The organism is Acetobacter cibinongensis, assembly GCF_000963925.1.
Taxonomy (GTDB): Bacteria; Pseudomonadota; Alphaproteobacteria; order Acetobacterales; family Acetobacteraceae; genus Acetobacter; species Acetobacter cibinongensis.
Genome location: NZ_BAMV01000018.1, coordinates 146,533 through 165,707, shown reverse-complemented (window position 1 = coordinate 165,707; position 19,175 = coordinate 146,533). Strand labels below are relative to the sequence as shown.

17 protein-coding genes and 1 tRNA gene are annotated in these 19,175 nt (G+C 56.8%); 12 read left to right on the top strand and 6 right to left on the bottom strand.

Annotation, left to right across the window (positions count from 1 at the left end; genetic code table 11):
• Positions 1–42 precede the first annotated feature (42 nt).
• Genes thiS through Abci_RS11635 form a run of 3 tightly spaced genes read left to right on the top strand, consistent with a single transcriptional unit; the run spans position 43 to position 1,625 of the window.
• Positions 43–240, top strand: coding sequence for a sulfur carrier protein ThiS (gene thiS / locus Abci_RS11645; protein WP_048839331.1), 198 nt, complete (start codon positions 43–45; stop codon positions 238–240).
• Positions 241–243: 3 nt separating this feature from the next.
• A complete protein-coding gene (locus tag Abci_RS11640; RefSeq protein ID WP_048839330.1) occupies positions 244–1,020 on the top strand; it encodes a thiazole synthase in 777 nt (258 codons plus the stop codon).
• Positions 1,017–1,625 (top strand): thiamine phosphate synthase, encoded by a 609-nt coding sequence (locus Abci_RS11635; protein ID WP_048839329.1) that lies wholly within the window; start codon positions 1,017–1,019, stop codon positions 1,623–1,625. Before Abci_RS11640 ends, Abci_RS11635 begins: the two co-directional genes overlap by 4 nt.
• A 66-nt stretch (positions 1,626–1,691) precedes the next feature.
• Here the strand turns inward: Abci_RS11635 and recG are convergent, their stop codons facing one another.
• Positions 1,692–3,833: an ATP-dependent DNA helicase RecG gene (recG, locus tag Abci_RS11630; protein WP_048839328.1), complete on the bottom strand. Its 2,142-nt coding sequence runs from the start codon at positions 3,831–3,833 to the stop codon at positions 1,692–1,694.
• A 67-nt stretch (positions 3,834–3,900) separates the two neighbouring features.
• On the opposite strand from recG, the gene Abci_RS11625 reads away from it, so the two are divergent.
• The gene (locus Abci_RS11625) at positions 3,901–4,212 is read left to right on the top strand and encodes an FAD assembly factor SdhE (protein WP_084597658.1); all 312 of its coding nucleotides are present in this window, start codon (positions 3,901–3,903) and stop codon (positions 4,210–4,212) included.
• Positions 4,209–7,700 carry a transcription-repair coupling factor gene (gene mfd / locus Abci_RS11620; RefSeq protein WP_048839326.1) on the top strand — a complete coding sequence of 1,164 codons (3,492 nt, stop codon included), beginning with the start codon at positions 4,209–4,211 and terminating at the stop codon, positions 7,698–7,700. Before Abci_RS11625 ends, mfd begins: the two co-directional genes overlap by 4 nt.
• Positions 7,701–7,845: 145 nt before the next feature.
• On the opposite strand, the gene Abci_RS11615 is transcribed toward mfd, so the two are convergent.
• On the bottom strand, positions 7,846–8,814 hold the full coding sequence (locus Abci_RS11615) for a hypothetical protein (RefSeq protein ID WP_244877662.1): 969 nt from the start codon (positions 8,812–8,814) through the stop codon (positions 7,846–7,848).
• A gap of 81 nt (positions 8,815–8,895) precedes the next feature.
• Between Abci_RS11615 and Abci_RS11610 the strand changes: the two genes are divergently transcribed.
• Positions 8,896–9,867, top strand: a complete 972-nt coding sequence (locus tag Abci_RS11610) for a bile acid:sodium symporter family protein (RefSeq protein WP_048839325.1) — start codon at positions 8,896–8,898, stop codon at positions 9,865–9,867.
• A 3-nt stretch (positions 9,868–9,870) separates the two neighbouring features.
• Positions 9,871–11,337, top strand: a complete 1,467-nt coding sequence (locus Abci_RS11605) for a pyridoxal phosphate-dependent decarboxylase family protein (protein WP_048839324.1) — start codon at positions 9,871–9,873, stop codon at positions 11,335–11,337.
• Here Abci_RS11605 and cobT read toward each other — a convergent pair.
• From cobT to Abci_RS11590, 3 genes are all read right to left on the bottom strand, one after another.
• The gene (gene cobT, locus Abci_RS11600; protein ID WP_048839323.1) at positions 11,326–13,263 is read right to left on the bottom strand and encodes a cobaltochelatase subunit CobT; all 1,938 of its coding nucleotides are present in this window, start codon (positions 13,261–13,263) and stop codon (positions 11,326–11,328) included. The genes Abci_RS11605 and cobT overlap by 12 nt on opposite strands.
• 26 nt (positions 13,264–13,289) lie before the next feature.
• Positions 13,290–14,297, bottom strand: coding sequence for an AAA family ATPase (locus tag Abci_RS11595; protein WP_048839322.1), 1,008 nt, complete (start codon positions 14,295–14,297; stop codon positions 13,290–13,292).
• Between the two features lie 97 nt (positions 14,298–14,394).
• Positions 14,395–15,006: a J domain-containing protein gene (locus Abci_RS11590; protein ID WP_084597645.1), complete on the bottom strand. Its 612-nt coding sequence runs from the start codon at positions 15,004–15,006 to the stop codon at positions 14,395–14,397.
• Positions 15,007–15,050: 44 nt separating this feature from the next.
• On the opposite strand from Abci_RS11590, the gene Abci_RS11585 reads away from it, so the two are divergent.
• Both Abci_RS11585 and Abci_RS11580 read left to right on the top strand, forming a co-directional pair.
• Positions 15,051–15,389: a BolA family protein gene (locus tag Abci_RS11585; RefSeq protein WP_048839420.1), complete on the top strand. Its 339-nt coding sequence runs from the start codon at positions 15,051–15,053 to the stop codon at positions 15,387–15,389.
• Entirely contained in the window at positions 15,386–15,982 is a 597-nt protein-coding gene (locus tag Abci_RS11580; protein ID WP_244877661.1) for a LolA family protein, read from the top strand. The genes Abci_RS11585 and Abci_RS11580 overlap by 4 nt, the downstream gene beginning before the upstream one ends.
• Here the strand turns inward: Abci_RS11580 and lipB are convergent.
• Positions 15,954–16,649 carry a lipoyl(octanoyl) transferase LipB gene (gene lipB / locus Abci_RS11575; protein ID WP_048839321.1) on the bottom strand — a complete coding sequence of 232 codons (696 nt, stop codon included), beginning with the start codon at positions 16,647–16,649 and terminating at the stop codon, positions 15,954–15,956. The genes Abci_RS11580 and lipB overlap by 29 nt on opposite strands.
• 74 nt (positions 16,650–16,723) lie before the next feature.
• On the opposite strand from lipB, the gene Abci_RS11570 reads away from it, so the two are divergent.
• From Abci_RS11570 to moaA, 3 genes are all read left to right on the top strand, one after another.
• Positions 16,724–16,810: transfer RNA gene (locus Abci_RS11570), tRNA-Leu, on the top strand.
• A gap of 295 nt (positions 16,811–17,105) precedes the next feature.
• The gene (galU, locus tag Abci_RS11565) at positions 17,106–17,990 is read left to right on the top strand and encodes a UTP--glucose-1-phosphate uridylyltransferase GalU (RefSeq protein ID WP_048839320.1); all 885 of its coding nucleotides are present in this window, start codon (positions 17,106–17,108) and stop codon (positions 17,988–17,990) included.
• 163 nt (positions 17,991–18,153) lie between these two features.
• On the top strand, positions 18,154–19,170 hold the full coding sequence (gene moaA / locus Abci_RS11560; protein ID WP_048839319.1) for a GTP 3',8-cyclase MoaA: 1,017 nt from the start codon (positions 18,154–18,156) through the stop codon (positions 19,168–19,170).
• Positions 19,171–19,175 lie beyond the last annotated feature (5 nt).

Sequence of the window (19,175 nt, the reverse complement as noted above, 5' to 3'; positions counted from 1 at the left end):
AGAGTGCTTAGGTGCCGCTGCATGAGCAAGGGAGAACGGCCCATGAAAATCGTGGTTAATGATGAAGTGCAGGACGTTTCAGCCACCACGCTGGCCACATTGCTGGATGAACTGGGTTATGGTGGCGCACGCGTTGCCACAGCACTTAATGGAGATTTTGTGCCGGTAGCGCAGCGCATTCAGGCCCCGCTACATGAAGGTGTAAAGGTTGAAATTGTTGCACCCATGCAGGGAGGTTAACCTATGAGCAGACATTTTTACGGCACTGAACTGACCTCTCCGCTGATGTTGGGAACAGCCCAATATCCATCCCCCGAAATTTTAGGTGACGCCGTTCGGGCTGCTCAGCCGGGTGTGGTCACGGTCTCTCTGCGCCGGGAATCAGCCGGGGAGAGAGCCGGGCAGGCCTTCTGGTCGCTCATTAAAGATCTGGGCGTTCCAGTTCTTCCCAACACGGCGGGCTGCCATACCGTGAAGGAAGCTGTGACCACTGCCCACATGGCGCGGGAAGTGTTCGGTACGGACTGGGTCAAGCTGGAAGTGATCGGTGAGCTGGATACGTTGCAACCTGACGTATTTGGCCTGGTAGAAGCTGCCCGCATTTTGTCTGACGATGGCTTCAAGGTGTTTCCCTACACAACTGAAGACCTTGTGGTGGCGGAGCGACTGCTGGCGGCGGGCTGTGAAGTGCTCATGCCGTGGGGGGCTCCCATTGGCTCTGGCAAAGGGCTGAACAACATATTCGGCCTGCGTGCGCTCCGGGCGCATTTTCCGGATGTGCCTCTGGTTGTTGATGCCGGGATTGGTGTGCCATCCCACGCCACACAGGCGCTGGAACTGGGCTATGACGCCGTGCTGATTAATACTGCCGTTGCCAAGGCAGGCGACCCGGCAATCATGGCCGAGGCCTTCCGGCTGGCTGTGCAGGCTGGGGCACTTGCCCGTAAGGCTGACCCCATGGAGGAGCGCGATATGGCTGTGCCCTCTACCCCTCTTATAGGAAAGGCCATGCTGGCATGAGCGCACTCCCTCAGAAAATTTATCCGGTTGTTGATACGGCTGTCTGGGTTGACCGGCTGGGAGCCGCTGGTGCCCGCTTCATTCAGCTTCGCGTCAAAAATCTGGAAGGGGACGCCCTGCTGGCGGAAATTCGCAAGGCGCATGATTTTGCCAAAAAGCATGGCGTCTGCCTTGTGCTCAATGACTACTGGCAAATCGCGATTGAGGAAGGGATAGACTATATCCACCTCGGTCAGGAAGACCTTGATACAGCCGACCTTGATGCTGTGCGGAAAGCTGGCATACGGTTTGGCCTGAGCACCCATAGCCACGAGGAACTGGACCGCGCCCTGTCTTTCAAGCCGGATTATGTGGCGCTGGGCCCTGTGTGGGAGACCCGGCTCAAGAAAATGGCTTTTGGTCCGCAAGGTGTGGAAAAGCTGACCGAATGGAAAAAACTGATAGGTGATCTGCCGTTAGTAGCCATCGGGGGCATTACCTTTGAGCGTCTGCGTGCCTGTCTGGATGCCGGAGCGGATGGTGTTGCCGCAGTGTCAGATTTTACCCTGAATGCAGACCCGGAGGGGCAGGTGCAGCGCTGGCTGGCGGAAGCCGAGCGCGCCTGATTTCCCTCGGGTTTTCTATTTGCCCTACAAGAAAGCCGCGCCTTTGGGTGCGGTTTTTTTGTAAAACTAACCCCCTGTAAAAATGCGGGCCGCGTCTGTTTTGTTGAACAGGCTTAACAACACTTCGGCTGACAGAGGAAGGGTTGGGTCGGTCAGGGGGGCTGTATCGGGCAAAATGCGTTTTGCTTCGTCATGTGCTGCGTCCAGCAGCATATCCACCAACAGTTCAGAAGACATGCGGTAGTCAGGCAGCCCGGATTGCCTGCGGCCAGTAACATCCCCTCCACCACGCAGGCGGAAGTCTTCATCGGCTATCAAAAAGCCGTCTTCAGTTTCTTTTAGGCAGGTCAGGCGGCGGCGCGCGGTCTGGCCCAACCCGTCATCATGCAGCATCAGGCAATAGGAGGCCTCAGCGCCACGCCCAACGCGCCCTCTGAGCTGGTGCAACTGGGCAAGGCCAAAGCGCTCGGCATGTTCTATCACCATGATGGTGGCGGTGGGGATATCGACCCCAACCTCAATCACGGTTGTGGCAACCAGAAGGCGTGTCTCTCCTTGGGCAAAGGCCTCTAACGCCTCTTGCCGCACGGCAGAGTCCTGCTGGCCGTGGGCCAGACCTGCAATGGGGCCAAAATAGGCTGTCAATTCTGCATGGCGCGCCTCTGCCGCAGCAACGTCCAGCGCTTCACTTTCCGAGACAAGGGGGCACACCCAGAAAATCTGTGCGCCTTTTGCCAAGGCTCGGCGCAGGCCACTCAGTACTTCATCCATCGCACCAATGCTGTGCAGGGATGTGTGGACAGGCTTACGGCCAGCGGGTTTGCCTTCCAGCCTGCTGGTTTGCATGTCCCCAAACCGGGTGAGCAGAAGGGTGCGGGGGATGGGGGTGGCTGTCATGACCAGCATGTCAGCATCGTGCCCTTTTTCCACCAAGGCCAAACGTTGCTCCACACCAAAGCGATGCTGCTCATCAATTACGGCAAGCGCGAGGTCAGCAAATTGCACGGCGTCCTGCACCAGTGCATGAGTGCCGACCACTAGCGGAGTGGTGCCCTCGGCAATGGCTTGCAGGGTCTGTTTCCGTGCCTTGCCTTTGACGGCGCTGGACAGATAAGCAACAGGCACGGGGGAAAGCCGCTCAAATGTTTTGGCGTGTTGTCTGGCCAGAATTTCAGTGGGGGCCATGAGGGCTGCTTGTGCCCCACTTTCTGCCGCACGCAGCATGGCCAGTAAGGCGACCAGTGTTTTGCCTGCGCCTACATCCCCCTGTAGCAGGCGGCTCATGCGGTAGGGGGCAGCCATATCGGCTTCTATGTCTCGTAGTGCCTTTTTCTGGCCGGGGGTTGGGGTGTGCCCAAAAGCGGTTAAGGCCTGCTGCTGCAAATGGCCATCGCCGGTAATGGAGCGCCCAGGTCTGCTGCGGGCGGCGCGCTGGGCTATGCGGGTGGCAAGCTGGTCTGCCAGCAGTTCATCGCAGGCCAGTCGGGCATGGGCGCGGGTCTGTTCACCGCGCCAGGCATCCCCCTGTTCACTGTCAGGAATGGTTGCCGGAAAATGCATCCAGTGCAGAGCTGTTGTGAAGTCAGGCCAGCGGCGGCGCTCCAGCAAGGTGGGCGTGTGCCATTCCGGTAGTGTTGTGGGCAGGCGTGCGAGTGCTGCTGTCATGGCCTGCCGGACCTGCCCGGTAAACAGCCCAGCGGTGAGCGGCCAGACAGGGTCCAGCAACGGGATGCGGTCTGCTGACCGTGCGGGCAGCAGGTAATCCGGACTGGTCATGGTAAGCCGCTCATGAAACCGCTCAACCTTGCCTGAAACGATCAGAGATTCGCCTTCTACAACATTTTGAGCCTGCCATTTTGAAAAAAAAGCCAGCTCCAGCGTGCCGGTTGTATCTTCCAGTGTGACCCGCCAGGGTTGCCGTGTACGTGGCGCGGGCGGACGAATGCCGCGCACAATGCCGGTGACTGTTGCAATGCTGTCCTGTTTGAGGTCAGCAATAAGGGGCCGTGCGCGGCGGTCTGTAATGCTTTCAGGCAGGCAGAACAGCAGGTCCAGCACGCGGTTGCCCCCTGCAATACGGCTGAAAAGCTTGGCCCGTGCAGTGCTGACACCGGGAAGACTGTCCAGAGGTGCCAGAACAGGGGCCAGCAGGCTTGGGTCAAATTGACCCGCACCCGAAGCGGTTGTGATGGAAAAGGGACTGGACACCAAAGAAACTCAGGCCTTTGTTTGCGGCTGACAGAAAGTCGTCTGAAGGCTATAGGACACCATGACCATGCAAGACAATTTTAGCGCGCCTCCATCAGAAGATGATCCGCTTGCCGCACGCCGCCGCAGGCTGATTTTCCGTGCCAATCATCGCGGAACATTCGAGACCGATATTCTGATTGGCGGATTTGTGGAAGCCAATGTTGCAACCATGACGGATGCTGAGCTGTCGGACATGGAAGCTATTATGGAAATGCCGGACCCGGAACTGACGGACTGGCTATTTGGGCGCCTGCCATTGCCAGAAGAAAAAGCCACACCCATGTTACGCCGCATGGTGGACGCCAGCCGTGCAAAAGGAGCCGGGAAGACCGTATGACAGCAGAAACAGGCGTGGACAGTCGCGCACAGGGGCGCGTTGTTCCGGTTTGGGGTGTAACGGAAGGGTATGATGCCTTTTTGCTGGCCCGCAGAGCACGCGAACATAGCGGCCCCGTTGTGCATGTTGCGCGGGATGAAGCCTCCACGGTACGGCTGGCGGAAATGCTGGCCTATATGGCCCCGGACGTGGAGACACTGCGCTTCCCCGCGTGGGACTGCCTGCCTTATGACCGTGTCTCTCCCAACCCTGCTCTGGTTGCGGAGCGTGTTGCAACGCTCACCCGGTTGCTGGAACCTGCGAATGGTAAACCAAGACTGGTTTTGACCACCGTTGGGGCCATTGTGCAGCGTGTTTCACCCCGCGCCACATTTAAAGGGCAGTCCCTTACCGTCAGGCAAGGGGAAAGCCTTGATCAGGAATTCCTGATCGAACTGCTGATCGCCAATGGCTACACGCGCACGGATACGGTGATGGAGGCGGGTGAGTTCGCTACCCGTGGCGGTATTTTTGACCTCTACCCCGCAGGTGCGCCAGAACCCCTGCGGCTTGATCTGTTTGGCGATGAAGTAGAGAATATTCGCGCCTTTGACCCCGGAACGCAGCGTTCTACGGGCAAACAGACAGAGCTTACTCTCCGCCCTGTTTCTGAACTGTCACTGGATGCGGACAGTATCTCGCGGTTTCGCACGGGCTGGCGCGATGTATTCGGTCCGGGCGCTGCGAGTGACCCGCTGTACGAGCATGTTTCAGACGGGCGGCGCTATCCGGGGCTGGAACACTGGTTGCCGCTCTTCCACACTGAACTTGAAACACTGTTCGATTATCTGCACGGAGCCTCGTTCTCGCTCGATTATCAGGCAGAAGACGTCCTGAAAGGGCGTCTGGAAATGATAGAGGACCACTATCAGGCCCGCCGTCAGCCTGTGCGGGAGGGGGAAACACCGTATCGCGCCCTGCCGCCACACCTGCTTTATCTTGACCAGAAAGGTTGGGATGCCGCTCTGGCACGGGCACCGGTTGTAGCGTTCAGCCCCTTCGCCAAGCCAGATGGCGCGCAGGGGATGGATGTGGGTGGCCGCCCCGGTAAAATGTTCTCTAAAATTGTGCCTAATGGAGAGCGTGAGCAGGTTTTCCGCCTTTTGGGAGACCAAGTGCGGGAATGGGGTGAAGTTAACCGGAGGGCCTATATCGCCGCGTGGTCTCGCGGGTCGCGTGAGCGTATTGGCACGCTGCTGCGTGAGCACGGCGTTGCGACCCAGAGCTATGAGAACTGGAAAGATGCACAAAAAGCAAAACCCGGTACCGTTGCCCTTTTAACGCTGGAACTTGAGCGCGGCTTTGTTGCGGAAAATCTTGCTTTTGTGTCCGAGCAGGACCTTCTGGGCGAGCGTATTGGCCGCCCCCCGCGTCGTCGTCGCAGAGCGGATGAACTGATTGCCGAAGCCGGAGAAATTACCGCCGGGGATCTGGTCGTGCATCAGGATTACGGGATCGGGCGGTATGACGGGCTGGAGACAGTGAGTGTAGGCGTAGCCCCCCATGACTGCTTGCGCCTGTTATACGATGGCAATGAAAAGCTGTATCTGCCCGTTGAGAACATAGAGCTTCTGAGCCGCTTTGGTTCCGACCAATCTGGCGTACCGTTGGACAAGCTTGGCGGTGTTGCATGGCAGGGCCGCAAGGCGAGGATGAAGCAACGCATCCGGGATATGGCGTCTGACCTTATCCGGACAGCAGCAGCACGCGCCATGAAAGAGGCCCCGGTTCTGACCCCCGCAGAAGGATTGTGGGATGAGTTCTGTGCCCGCTTCCCGTTTGTAGAGACGGACGATCAGGCCCGTGCCATTGCCGATGTGCTGGATGACATGACATCCGGCAGGCCCATGGATCGTCTGGTGTGTGGGGATGTCGGGTTTGGCAAGACCGAGGTTGCCTTGCGCGCCGCGTTTGTGGCGGCAATGTCGGGCGGGCAGGTTGCTGTTGTGGTGCCAACCACTTTGTTGGCCCGCCAGCATTATCGCACCTTTGCCGCACGGTTTGAAGGCTTTCCGCTCAAGGTGGCACAACTCTCACGCATGGTCACAGGCAAGGAGGCAACGGCAGTCCGGAAAGGTCTGACGGATGGCTCCATAAACGTGGTGATTGGCACCCACGCCTTGCTGGCCAAAACAGTGCAGTTTGCGGCCCTTGAACTGCTGATTATTGACGAAGAGCAGCATTTTGGCGTGGCGCATAAGGAAAAGCTGAAAGCCCTGCGTGACGACGTGCACGTGCTGACCCTTTCCGCCACGCCGCTGCCACGTACCTTGCAGCTTTCTCTGTCCGGTGTGCGGGAAATGAGCCTGATTGCCACACCGCCAACGGACCGTCTGGCGGTGCGGACCTTCATTATGCCGTTTGATAGCGTGGTTATTCGCGAGGCAATACAGCGTGAGCGTTTCCGTGGTGGTCAGATTTTCTGTGTCGCGCCGCGCATTGAAGACCTTGACCGTCTGGCAGAACGCCTGAGCACTATTGTACCGGATGCCAAGGTGGTGCAGGCGCATGGTAGACTGAGCCCTACCGAGCTTGAACGGGTGATGACCGAGTTCTCGGACGGGAAATATGACATTCTGCTTTCCACCAACATTGTGGAGAGTGGGCTGGATATGCCTGCTGTAAACACGCTGATTATTCACCGCGCAGATATGTTTGGCCTCGGCCAGCTATACCAGTTGCGCGGGCGGGTAGGGCGCGGGAAGCAGCGTGGCTACGCATACCTGACATGGCCGCAAACCCATGTTCTTTCTGCCGCAGCAGAAAAGCGGCTTGAGATTATGCAGACGCTGGACACATTGGGCGCTGGCTTTACGCTGGCTTCTCATGACCTTGACCTGCGCGGTGCGGGGAACCTTCTGGGTGACCAGCAGTCTGGCCATGTGCGTGAGGTGGGCATTGAACTGTACCAGCAGATGCTGGAAGATGCCGTGGCAGATCTACGCTCTGATGCTAACCGCCGGAGCGCGGAAGATCGGGACTGGACGCCTAACATTATCGTTGGCCTGCCTGTTCTTATCCCGGTCGAGTATGTGCCCGACCTGCCGGTGCGGTTGGGTCTATACCGGCGCATCAGCGGCATAGCGTCAGACGCTGAGCTGGAAGCTATGGAAGCCGAACTGGTTGACCGCTTTGGCCCTGTGCCGGAGGAGGTCAAGAACCTGCTGGATATTGTGGACTTGAAGCGCCTGTGCCGCGCTGCTGGAGTGGAGCGTCTGGAAGCCGGGCCAAAGGGAATGGTGCTGCAATTCCGGCATAATCACTTCCGCAACCCGCAAGGGCTGGTGCAGTGGATGGCCCGTTGGAAAGACGGCACAGTCCGCCTGCGAACGGACCATAAAATGGCCGTTGTGCGGGAGTTGACCAACGTGCAGCGCATAGATCTGGCACGCCGGGTTTTGCGAGACCTCTCCAAACTGGCCCAGAAAGTACCAGCGGAAGCCATATAGAAACGGTTTACGCCGCAACAGAGAAAGGCACGGAAAGCTTCCCGCTCTCCGTGCCTTTCTGTTTTTAGGGTGTCCGTAAAGATTTGATCATCTGACCCGCACTCAGCCAAGCCGACGGGTGGCCGAGTGTGGATGTTCAGGGTGGTTATTTCAGGGGAAGAGGAAAACCGTTGACGGTCAGAACACCGCTGGACCATGTGGCATCCCACACGCTTGCGCCGTTCTGCGCATGGCTGACAAGGCGGGCCAGCACCATGCCTGCGGCCAGCTTCATTTGATTGGCGGCGCGCACTTTTTCAATCAACGTCTCAATATTAACCACTTCCAGATGGCCGGATGCTGACGTGGCATTCACATTACCTGTCAGAGTGGCGGTGCCATTGCCTTTCAGGTGGACCGTGTCACGCTGGGCGTCAAAGTTGGAGATGGTGACATGCACGGCCGGAGCCTGTTCCGCCTTGCCACCCACGGCTGCCATCAGCGCCGGGATTTCAGACGCAGGCAGAGAAAATGCGGCGTGAGCAGCCGTTGGTAACAGGTCCTGATTAGGAATGTTCTGGAAAGTAAGGCCTGTCATACCCAGCGTTGCAGCAGCATTATGCGCGGCGGTATCTCCCGCCAGTTTAAGGCTGGCACTCCCTATCCCAACATGGGCAGAGGCGTGAGTAACGGCAGCTTTGTTCCAGACTATGGAGTACGTGTTGCCAGCTTTCAGGCCACTGGCAATGCTTTGGCCCTGCTTGTTCAGCCATGCGGAGCAGGCCGGGTTATGGCGCCCGGTTAGTGCTGAGACCAGCAGCAAAGACGCGGCGTCTGCCTGGTCCTGCACGGAGTCTGCCGTACTGCCGGACGCTGTGGTTGTGTAGGTCATTTGCTTGATGGTCAGGGAGGTGCTGCCATCAGGCGTGCGGATACTCGTCGTATCAAAACTGACGTTCTGGTCCGTTACATGCGTACCACCGTGGGAGATAACGGCACAACTGGCTGGCGGGGCCGCCAATGCAGGCCGGGCGAATGCAGCGCTCACGAGCATGAGAGATGCGAGAGGGAGAATGGTGTGTGCTTTCATTTGCGCATAAAGGTGGCGTAAGCAGAGGCCCTGCGCAACGAACATTTTAATGCTGTATGAGCAGAAGGCCGTAAGGTCTCGTAAGGCCTGTGTGCGGGCACATGAACCACGAAAGAGTTGAGCACGATGTTTGGTCTGGACCCATTCCTTTTAAGCCTGATTGGAACTGTGGTGCTGGCCACATTTGTGCCGTGCCACGGTGCTGCGGTTCCGGTGTTTCAATGGTTGGCTATTATTGTCATTGGCATCATGTTTTTCCTGCAGGGTGCCAGATTATCCCGCAAAGCGGTTGTGGACGGCCTTACAGCGTGGCGGCTGCATCTGCTTATTTTGTGCTGCACGTTTGTTCTGTTCCCGCTTCTGGGGCTGGCGTTGCATCTGGTCTTCCCGGCATTGTTGCAGGATGAGGTCTGGCTGGGGATATTGTTCCTCTGCTGCCTGCCTTCCACAGTTCAATCCTCCATTGCGTTCACGTCTATTGGTGGAGGCAATGTTCCTGCGGCTGTCTGTGCTGCCACCGCATCCAATATTTTTGGTATTTTCATAACACCGTTTCTGGTCGGTTTGGTTCTGGCGCGGCATGGGGCACAGGGCGGTGGTGTGATGGCTATTGTGCTGCAACTGCTTCTGCCTTTTGTGCTTGGGCAGATCTTGCAGCCCTGGATTGGCGCCTGGGCCGTGCGAAACAAGAAAATTCTGTCGCTTACGGACCGTGGTTCCATTCTTATTGTTGTCTATCTGGCGTTCAGTGATGCCGTAATGCAGGGCTTGTGGCACAAACTGCCCCCGAGCCAGCTTGGCCTGATAGCGCTGGTAGATTTTATGCTGCTGGCCTGCGTGCTTATTCTTACGGCTGTAACAAGCCGTGCAGCAGGCCTGCCGCTGCGGGATGAAATTGCAGTGGTCTTTTGCGGGTCTAAAAAAACATTGGCGTCTGGTGTGCCCATGGCCAACGTGCTGTTTCCACCGGGTAGCGTAGGGCTTATTGTCCTGCCGTTAATGATTTACCACCAGATCCAGCTTTTTGTCTGCGCTGTGTTGGCCCGGCGTTTTGCTGCTCGGACAGCGCAGGACAAAAGCATGAGTGCAGGAGACTGATATATGGCTGGCCTTGACCCCAAAAACTGGGACGAAATGCGGGCTCTCGGCCACCAGATGCTGGACGATATGTTTGATAACCTAGAGCATGTGGCGGAAGGGCCGGTCTGGCAGCCCATGCCCGATGCTGTCAGGCAAGGCTTTGCCAAACAACCGCTCCCGCAGACCGGCACAGCGTTACCGGACCTTTATGGGCAGTTTACCCAAAGCGTACTGCCTTATGCGGTTGGTAACCGGCACCCGCGCTTTATGGGGTGGGTGCATGGTGGCGGGACTGTTCAGGGCATGTTGGCGGAAATGCTGGCCGCAGGCCTGAACGCAAACCTTGGCGGCAGGGACCACGCGCCGGTTGAAGTGGAGCGCATGGTTATCCGCTGGGCAGCAACCATGCTTGGTTTTCCCGAAACGGCGACAGGTGTGCTGGTAACAGGGTCTTCTCTTGCCAATTTTATTGCTGTTTTAACAGCAAGCCGTGCGGTCAAGAAAGGTCTCACCCTCCGTGCGGAAGGGCTCCACGGGCGCAAACTGGTGGGTTATGCCGCCCAGACTGCCCATGGATGCCTTGCGCGTGCGTTCGATATGGCAGGCCTTGGTACGGACGCGCTGCGCCGTGTGCCTGTTGATGCCGCATTCAAGATGGATATGGCAGCCCTTCGGACGCAAGTGGACGCTGATCTCGCCGCCGGTCTGGAGCCATTTCTGGTTGTGGGGACTGCGGGGACTGTGGACACGGGGTCTGTCGATCCGTTGCCTGAGCTTGCCGCTTTTGCGCAGGCCTATGGCCTCTGGTTCCATGTGGATGGAGCTTTTGGAGCCTTGGCACGTCTCTCCTCAACTTACGCGCCGTTAGTGGCGGGTCTGGAGTTGGCAGACAGTATAGCGCTGGATTTTCATAAATGGGCACAGACCCCTTATGATGCTGGATGCGTATTGGTGCGGGAGGAGGGCAAGCAGGCGGCAACTTTCGCGCAGTCACTTGCTTACCTATCGAGAGAGGATAGGGGGACTGCTGCTGGCGCACCTTGGTTCTGTGATCTTGGGCCTGATCTTTCACGTGGGTTTAGGGCACTTAAAGTCTGGTTCACGCTGGCCGGGTTTGGCGTTGAAGGGCTGGGGAGCGTTGTTGACGGGTGCTGTCGTGTTGCCCGTCATCTGGCGGGGCGGGTTGAGGCCCATCCTGATCTGGAAATGCTGGCTCCCGTTACCCTGAATATTGTGTGTTTCAGGGTGAGTGTAGGGGCGGACAACCTGGATGCTCTCAATGGTGAGCTTGTAAAAGATATGCAGGAGAGCGGGGTGGCCGTGCCCTCCGCCACCGTTGTGCAGGGCAAGCGGGCTGTTCGGGTTGCTGTTGTGAACCACCGCACAACAGAACAGGACATGGACATCATGCTCGAATCTTTGCTGGCTCTCGCGGCCAAGCGCACAAACCTTGACGTGAGTGCGCTGGCCGACCCGTTACCGGCGTGACATAACCCTGCGGCGTCCCGCTTTTGCGCGTTTGTCATCAAACAGTGCAGAGAGGGATTGCAGCATGGTGCCCCCCAGTTCCTCTGCATCGGTAATGGTGACAGCCCGCTGATAGTAGCGTCCTACGTCATGACCAATACCAATGGCGGAAAGTTCCACAGGGCTGCGGTCTTCGATCATATGGATGGTCTCGCGCAGGTGATCTTCCAGATAAGAGGGCGGATTGACCGAAAGCGTACTGTCATCCACCGGGGCACCGTCAGAAATAACCATCAGGATCTTGCGGGATTCCGGGCGGCTTTTCAGGCGTTTGTAAGCCCAGAGCAGGGCTTCACCATCAATATTTTCTTTGAGCAGCCCCTCACGCAGCATGAGGCCCAGGTTGGTTTTTGCACGCCGCCAAGGCATGTCCGCTGCTTTGTACACGATATGGCGGAGGTCATTCAAACGGCCAGGGTTTGCGGGCTTACCCTCTTTCAACCATTTCTCGCGGCTCTGACCACCTTTCCACGCGCGTGTCGTAAAGCCCAGAATTTCCACTTTTACGCCACACCGCTCAAGGGTGCGGGCCAGAATATCTCCGCAGGACGCGGCCACAGATATGGGTCGCCCCCGCATGGAGCCTGAATTATCCACCAGCAGGGTGACAACCGTGTCCCGGAACTCCGTATCCCGCTCCTGTTTGTAGGACAGAGAGAGTGTGGGGTTAACCACAATACGGGAGAGGCGCCCTGCATCCAGCAGGCCTTCCTCCATGTCAAAATCCCACGACCGGGTTTGTTGTGCCATCAGTTTACGTTGCAGCTTGTTGGCTAGACGCGAGACAACCCCGTGTAGGGTGGCGAGTTGAAGGTCTAGCTGGTGGCGCAAACGGTTGAGTTCTTCAGAATCGCACAGCTCTTCTGCGCGAACTTCCTCATCAAATTGAGTGGTGTAGGCGTGGTAGGTTTTGGCTGTTTCACCCGGTGGGATGTCAGAGCGTTTTCCCGGCCCTGCGGCTTCACCAGTTCCTTCTGAGCCGCTGCCTTCTCCTTCTTCTTCCTGCATGTCTGGTGAAAAATCACCTGACCCTGCCATTATTTGCGGTTCAGGGGCGGAGGGAGTGGGTTCTGGTTCCGGGGGGCTGGCCTCATCCTGCTGCTCGGGCGGGGAGGCTGAGTTCTGATCTTCAGAGTCCGATGTGTCGGACCCGTTTTCGTCTTCTTCTGTATCGTCAGAGGCAGCGTCGTCTTCAGTCAGGGCGCAGGCGGCCAAAATTTTGCGCGTGGCACGGGCATAGTCTGCCTGACTGTCTTCATGCGCCTTCAGGTGTGCAAGCGCCTGTTGTGCCTTCGCTGGCAAGGTCTGCCGCCATTTTTCCAGAATGGCTTGGGCAGAAACCGGTGCAGATTTACCTGTTAACGCCTCACGCGCCAGCAATTCCAACGCGACTGCGGGAGAAAGCTGATCTGGCGTTGTCATCTGCGCCAGACCAGCTTCCCGGCATTCAGTTTCCAGCCGGTAACGCAGGTTGGCCGCAACCCCCTGCATGTGGCGTGCCCCTAACGATTCAATGCGAGCCTGTTCCAGCGCATCATAAACCTCCCGCGCGACGGCTTCGGCAGGCAGGCTGTTCTGGTGCAGGCTACTGTCATGATGTTTGAGGCGGAGGGCTTGTGCATCCGCAGCGCCACGGATGCGCAAAACCTCCTCATCCTTCAGGCGGCGGGAGGGGGTGGAAAGGCGCGCTTTGCCACCAAGACTGAGGGGGGCAACCGGCATATTGCCAGTATGGAACGACACGTCAGCATCGCGCTGGCCACCCATGGCACGCAGGGTTGCCGCCGTGGCCTGCTTAAAAACGTCAACGCGGTTTTCTTGCTCGGCAGCCGTTGGCTGGTTGTGCCCAGCCGGGGGTGCCTGCGTGCCTGTCCTGCTGTCTGCCATCAGTGAAGCGCCTTCCCTTTTAAACCTTAAGCGCCCTGTTTGGCGTATGGGCTGGAGTTGAAGCAGCGCTGGTAATATTCCGCCACCATGGTGCGCTCAGCTTCGTCACATTTGTTCAGGAACGTCACGCGGAAGGCAAAGGCAGTATCTTTGAAAATAAGTTCGTTTTCAGCCCAAGCAATGACCGAACGCGGAGACATGACGGTGGACAGATCACCCGCCATGAAGCCTGCACGCGTCAGGTTGGCCAGGGCCACCATGTTTTCAATCATGCCGCGTTTGGCTTTGTCATCCGGGTTAATGGCAAGGCGGGACAGTACAATGCCAACTTCCTGTGCATGCGGCAGGTAGTTAAGCGAGGTCACGATGTTCCAGCGGTCCATCTGGCCCTGGTTGATCTGCTGCGTGCCATGATACAGGCCCGTGGTGTCTCCCAGACCAATGGTGTTGGCGGTTGCAAACAGCCGGAACCACGGGTGCGGTTTGATAACGCGGTTCTGGTCCAGCAGGGTGAGCTGCCCTTCTACTTCCAGCACGCGCTGGATGACGAACATGACATCCGGGCGGCCTGCATCGTATTCGTCAAATACCAGAGCGCAGGGATGTTGCAGACACCAGGGCAACAGGCCTTCCTGAAATTCCGTCACCTGCTGGCCATCCCTCACGACAATGGCGTCTTTCCCCACCAGATCAATACGGGAGACGTGGCTATCAAGGTTGATGCGGATGCAAGGCCAGTTGAGACGGGAGGCTATCTGCTCGATATGAGAGGATTTACCTGTGCCGTGAAAGCCCTGAACCATAACGCGACGATTGAACGCAAAGCCTGCCAGAATGGACAGGGTGGTGTCATGATCAAACAGGTAAGCTGGGTCCTGCGCGGGTACGTGTTCTGTTCTGACAGAAAAGGCCGGTACGGTCAGGTCCGAATCAATGCCGAAAACGTCTCGCACTGAAACTTCAAGGTCCGGTGCTGAAAGAGCAGAGATCGGTGGGAGGTCACCGGTGGAGACCGGGTTTGAAGAATCAGTCATTCTTTATCCGTCTTTGTCTGGTTTGTACGTGCAGAGAGAAAAATAAAAGCAGCCATGGTGCGGCTGCCAGTGAAGAGCGATGGGCAGGATGGCACGATCACCCTGCTTTTTCGAGCCCCTCAGAGGTAAGGTGTGTCCTCACAATTGTGAAGGCTACATTAATGACTTTAAGCCGCTCTTCGGCTTTGCGGTCCCCGTTATTTGTGTCCGGGTGGTGTTTGCGTGCCAACTCGCGGTAGCGCGCTTTGGCGACGTCCAGCGTTACGGGCCAGTCCAGACCCAGCGTGGCCAGAGAGTCTCTTAACCCTTCAGGCGCACGGGGGGCTGCGGCCTGACGTTTGCGCTCCGCGCGTGCTTCCCGGCTGCGGCCCAGAATGTCCAGCGGGTCGAGAATTTCTTCTTCATTGAACGTCTTGCGTTTTGCCTGAGCTGCACTTTGGCCAAAAGCCCAGGACGGCCGGTCCCACGCAATATCGGCCCGCAAATGGGCTTCAATCTGGCCGGGGGACATGCCTTTGTAATAGTCCCAGCGTGCATTATACTCCCGCACATGCTCTAGACAGAACCAGTAATACTGGTTCAGCGTCTCGCGGGAGCGGGGGGCGCGATAGCCAGCAGACTTTGTACATTCAGGCATGTCACAGCAGCGCTGCGGGGCGTCCGGATCTGGGTCGAACGCCCTGTGACGGGTATTCCTTCGCTTCATCATCAGGGTTATGTGCGCCCTGAGTGCTTCTGTGCAAGGGGGAAGATATGGCAACGGTTCGGAATTCAGCATCAACACACGCACCGCAGGGGCCGCGTGCCACACGGGTCAGGGACGTGCTGACGCAGACATTTACACCACTGAAAATGGATATTCAGGATGAAAGCCACCGTCATGCGCACCATGTTGCCATGGTACGTGGCCCGGAAGCTGGAGCATCTGAAACACATTTTCGGATTCTGCTGGTGAGCGGCGCTTTTGACGGAGTGGGCAGGGTTGCCCGGCACCGCATGGTGAATGAGGCTCTGAAAGCTGAGTTTGATGCCGGACTGCACGCCTTGGCGCTCACTTTGCGGACGCCGGAAGAGGACGCAAAAATTTCATGAAAAAACGGACAGAGTACAAGAGTGGAGCAGCCACCATGCAACGGCGAAGTCTGTTTTTGGCAGGACCACTTTTGTTGGCATCCTGCGCTGGGGGTGGAAAAGGTCTGACCAGTTCAGGCCAGAGTGACGTGGCGCGGGTTGAGGCTTATATGCGGGACGTGCAGTTAAATGCTGTGCCCTTCCAGCAAACCTGGCCTAATGGTGCTACTGGCGGTGGCGTACTGACTTATCATGCGGGGTATCTGCATCTGGTCTATACAGCGCCTCATAGTATGGATCTTGAGGCATCCGGCACACATGCAGTGTTCAAGGACTCTCGTACGGGGTCAGAAACCCGCATGGGTCTGGCTCATAATCCGTTAGGGGTGCTGATGGGTAACCCGGTGCATCTGTCGGGGGATGTTACGGTTACGGATATCCAGAAGCCGCCCGGTATCCTGCAAATTTCTTTGACCAAAACAAACAATCCGTCCCAGGGGCTGGTTACGCTTGTTTTCAAGGATACAGGGCGTACGCTCCGTCTGTTTGAAATGCGGTTGGTGGATGAGCGGCGGCAAACGCTGTTTATTCGGCTTCCACTTCCACTTCAGTAAAATTTGACGGCAGGCTACCAAACACAGCCTGCCAGTTTTCTGCCAACGCTGCATCTAACTGGTCCTGAAACACTGTGAGCCCCAGCTTTTCAAAACTGGTGACGCCATAGTCCCGAATGCCGCAGGGCACGATGCCTTCAAAGTCACCCATGTTGGGCCGAAGGTTGATGGAAATGCCGTGCCAACTCACCCAGCGTGAAACACGAACCCCGATAGCCGCAATTTTTTCTTCCTGACCGGTTTTCGGGTCGATAACCCAGACTCCCACGCGCCCTTCACGGCATTCCCCTTTTAACCCGAAGGCGGCTAGGGTGCGGATAACCCAGCTTTCCAGTCCGTGTACGTAAGCGCGTAGATCTCGCGCGGGAATTAGTCCGTGTGGCTTATGTAGATCCAGCATGACATAAGCGATTCTCTGGCCTGGGCCGTGATAGGTCCACTGCCCGCCGCGCCCGGCATCATAGGTAGGGTAGTGGTGCGGATTGAATAAATCCTCAGCTTTGGCGGAAGTGCCCGCTGTATAAAGGGGCGGATGCTCCAGTAGCCAAACACGCTCCACCGCTTCAGCTTGACGAATTTTTTGGGAAATTTCCTGCATTCTGGCGAAGGCAAAGGGGTAGGGAACAGGTTTTTTACTGATTTCCCATAAAAAATGCGCGTTGGTCATTGCCGCCTGATGATGGTTCGGTTATAGGGCTTCTCACCAAACGGTATCGCACTTTTTGATACTGGTTGTCACGGGCGGCCGTGGCGGAATGGTAGACGCGCAAGCTTGAGGTGCTTGTGGGGGAATACCCCGTGGAAGTTCGAGTCTTCTCGGCCGCACCATATTCAGCTCCAAGAAAAATTTGTTATAGTACGAATTCTTCTTGGAGCTGAATTTTTGGTAAATCCTTCAATTTAAAAATCATCTAACTGCCATATTCAGGCCGTTGTTCTGCTGTTTAAAATCTTCGTGATTTGCGCTAGCGTTCCCGACTGCTTTGGTGTGGCCTATTGTCTTGTGGTTTAAAGGCAATGGTGCGCAGCAGATGCTCTCGATTTGACGAAACAAGCTGGCTGATATTAGCTGGCTGGTGCGCAATGTGTTGAAACTGAAATTTTTATTAAAGGTGTTGTATTCGTGTCCAAGCCCAAGCCTTTACGTAAAGCGGTCCTGCCAGTAGCGGGGCTGGGTACGCGTTTTCTGCCTGCCACAAAAGCTATGCCCAAGGAAATGCTGACGGTTGTTGACCGTCCGCTCATCCAGTACGCGATTGATGAGGCACGGGAAGCCGGCATCGAAGAATTCTGCCTTATCACGGGTCGCGGCAAAGACTCCCTGATTGACTATTTCGATATTGCTTATGAACTTGAAGCAACCTTGCGTGAGCGGAACAAGGTGGACGCCCTTGCTGCGCTGGAGCCAAGCTCCATTGAAGCTGGGTCTCTGGTTGCAGTGCGTCAGCAGGAACCGCTGGGGCTGGGTCATGCTATCTGGTGTGCGCGTAGCTTTATTGGCAATGATCCGTTTGCCATCTTGTTGCCAGATGACATTGTGCAGGGGAAAACAGGCTGCCTGAAGCAGTTGGCTGATGCCTACTATCAGACTGGCGGGAGCGTTGTTGCTGTTACGGAAGTGCCGCGCGAGCACACCAACCGTTACGGTATTCTGAAAACTGGCGCAGATGACGGCAAGCTTGTTGAGGTCAAGGGCCTTGTTGAAAAGCCGAAGCCAGAAGAGGCTCCGTCCAACCTGTCCATCATTGGCCGTTATATCCTGACACCTGATGTTATGCCGCACCTTGCGAAGCTTGAAAAAGGCGCTGGTGGTGAAGTTCAGTTGACGGACGCCATGGCCAAAACCATCGGGCATGTACCTTTCCACGGGCTGCGTTATGAGGGCCGCCGTTTTGACTGCGGTAATAAGGTTGGCTTCCTTGAAGCGCAGGTTGCGTTCTCTCTTGAGCGCCCGGACCTGGCAGATGAAGTCAAAAGCTTCCTCAAAGAGTATGCCTCAAAACTTTAAGCCTGCTTGACGGTAGTGGGGTTATAGTCAGGCCCCATCTGCACAAAAAGCTTGTCAAAACAGCCAGTGGTTCTTGCCATTGGCTGTTTTTGTTTGGCAGGCCTCTTTAATCTGTGTGGTAGAATTTCGACACGATGCTAACGTTTTGCTATATAGTGGACCTATGTTGTCCTCTTTAATTGACCCCACGGGTCGGCATATTTCCTATTTGCGTGTTTCTGTCACGGACCGGTGCGATATGCGCTGCGTTTACTGCATGGCAGAAAGTATGCAATTTCTGCCACGTGAGGACGTGCTTTCGTTCGAGGAATTGCTGCGCCTGTGCCAGGTGTTTGTAAAACAGGGCGTGCGTCGCCTGCGGATTACGGGCGGTGAGCCTCTGGTGCGGCGGGATATAGGCCCATTCTTTGAGGCACTGGGATCCTGGCTTCATCGCCCTGAGCAGATGGGTGCATTGGATGAATTGACCCTGACGACAAATGGTAGCCGCCTGTCACATTATGCGGAAACTCTGTTTAACGCGGGGGTTCGTAGGGTGAATGTGAGCCTCGATACGTTAAACCCGGAGCGGTTCGCTCAGATTACGCGGCGTGGAAAGCTGGCCGCTACCCTGGATGGAATTTACGCGGCACGTAAGGCTGGAATGGCGGTGCGCGTGAATGCTGTTGCCATGGCCGGTGTTAATGACGATGAATTCGATTCCATGCTGGCATGGTGCGGAGAGGCGGGCGTTGACCTCTGCCTGATTGAAACCATGCCTATGGGCGATACCGGGGAAGATCGGACGGCAACCTATCTGCCTTTGTCCAAAGTCAAAAAAGACCTGATGCAGCGTTGGACATTGACGCCCTTGCCAGACCGTACAGGCGGTCCGGCGCGATATATGCGGGTGGAGGAAACGGGGCAGAGAATAGGCTTCATTACGCCAATGAGCCATAATTTCTGCGATAGCTGCAACAGGGTCCGGCTGTCGTGCACGGGGCGTTTATATACGTGCCTGGGACAGGAAGACGGAATTGACCTGCGTGAAATTATGCGTGCTGGTGGAGACGATCAGGCGATATTGGCAGGCATACAGGATGCTATTGCGCGGAAGCCCACAGGTCATTCTTTCCTGCTGGGGGATGTTTCCGGACGTGTCGAAGGGCCAGCACGGCATATGAGTGTTACGGGCGGTTAGTCCGC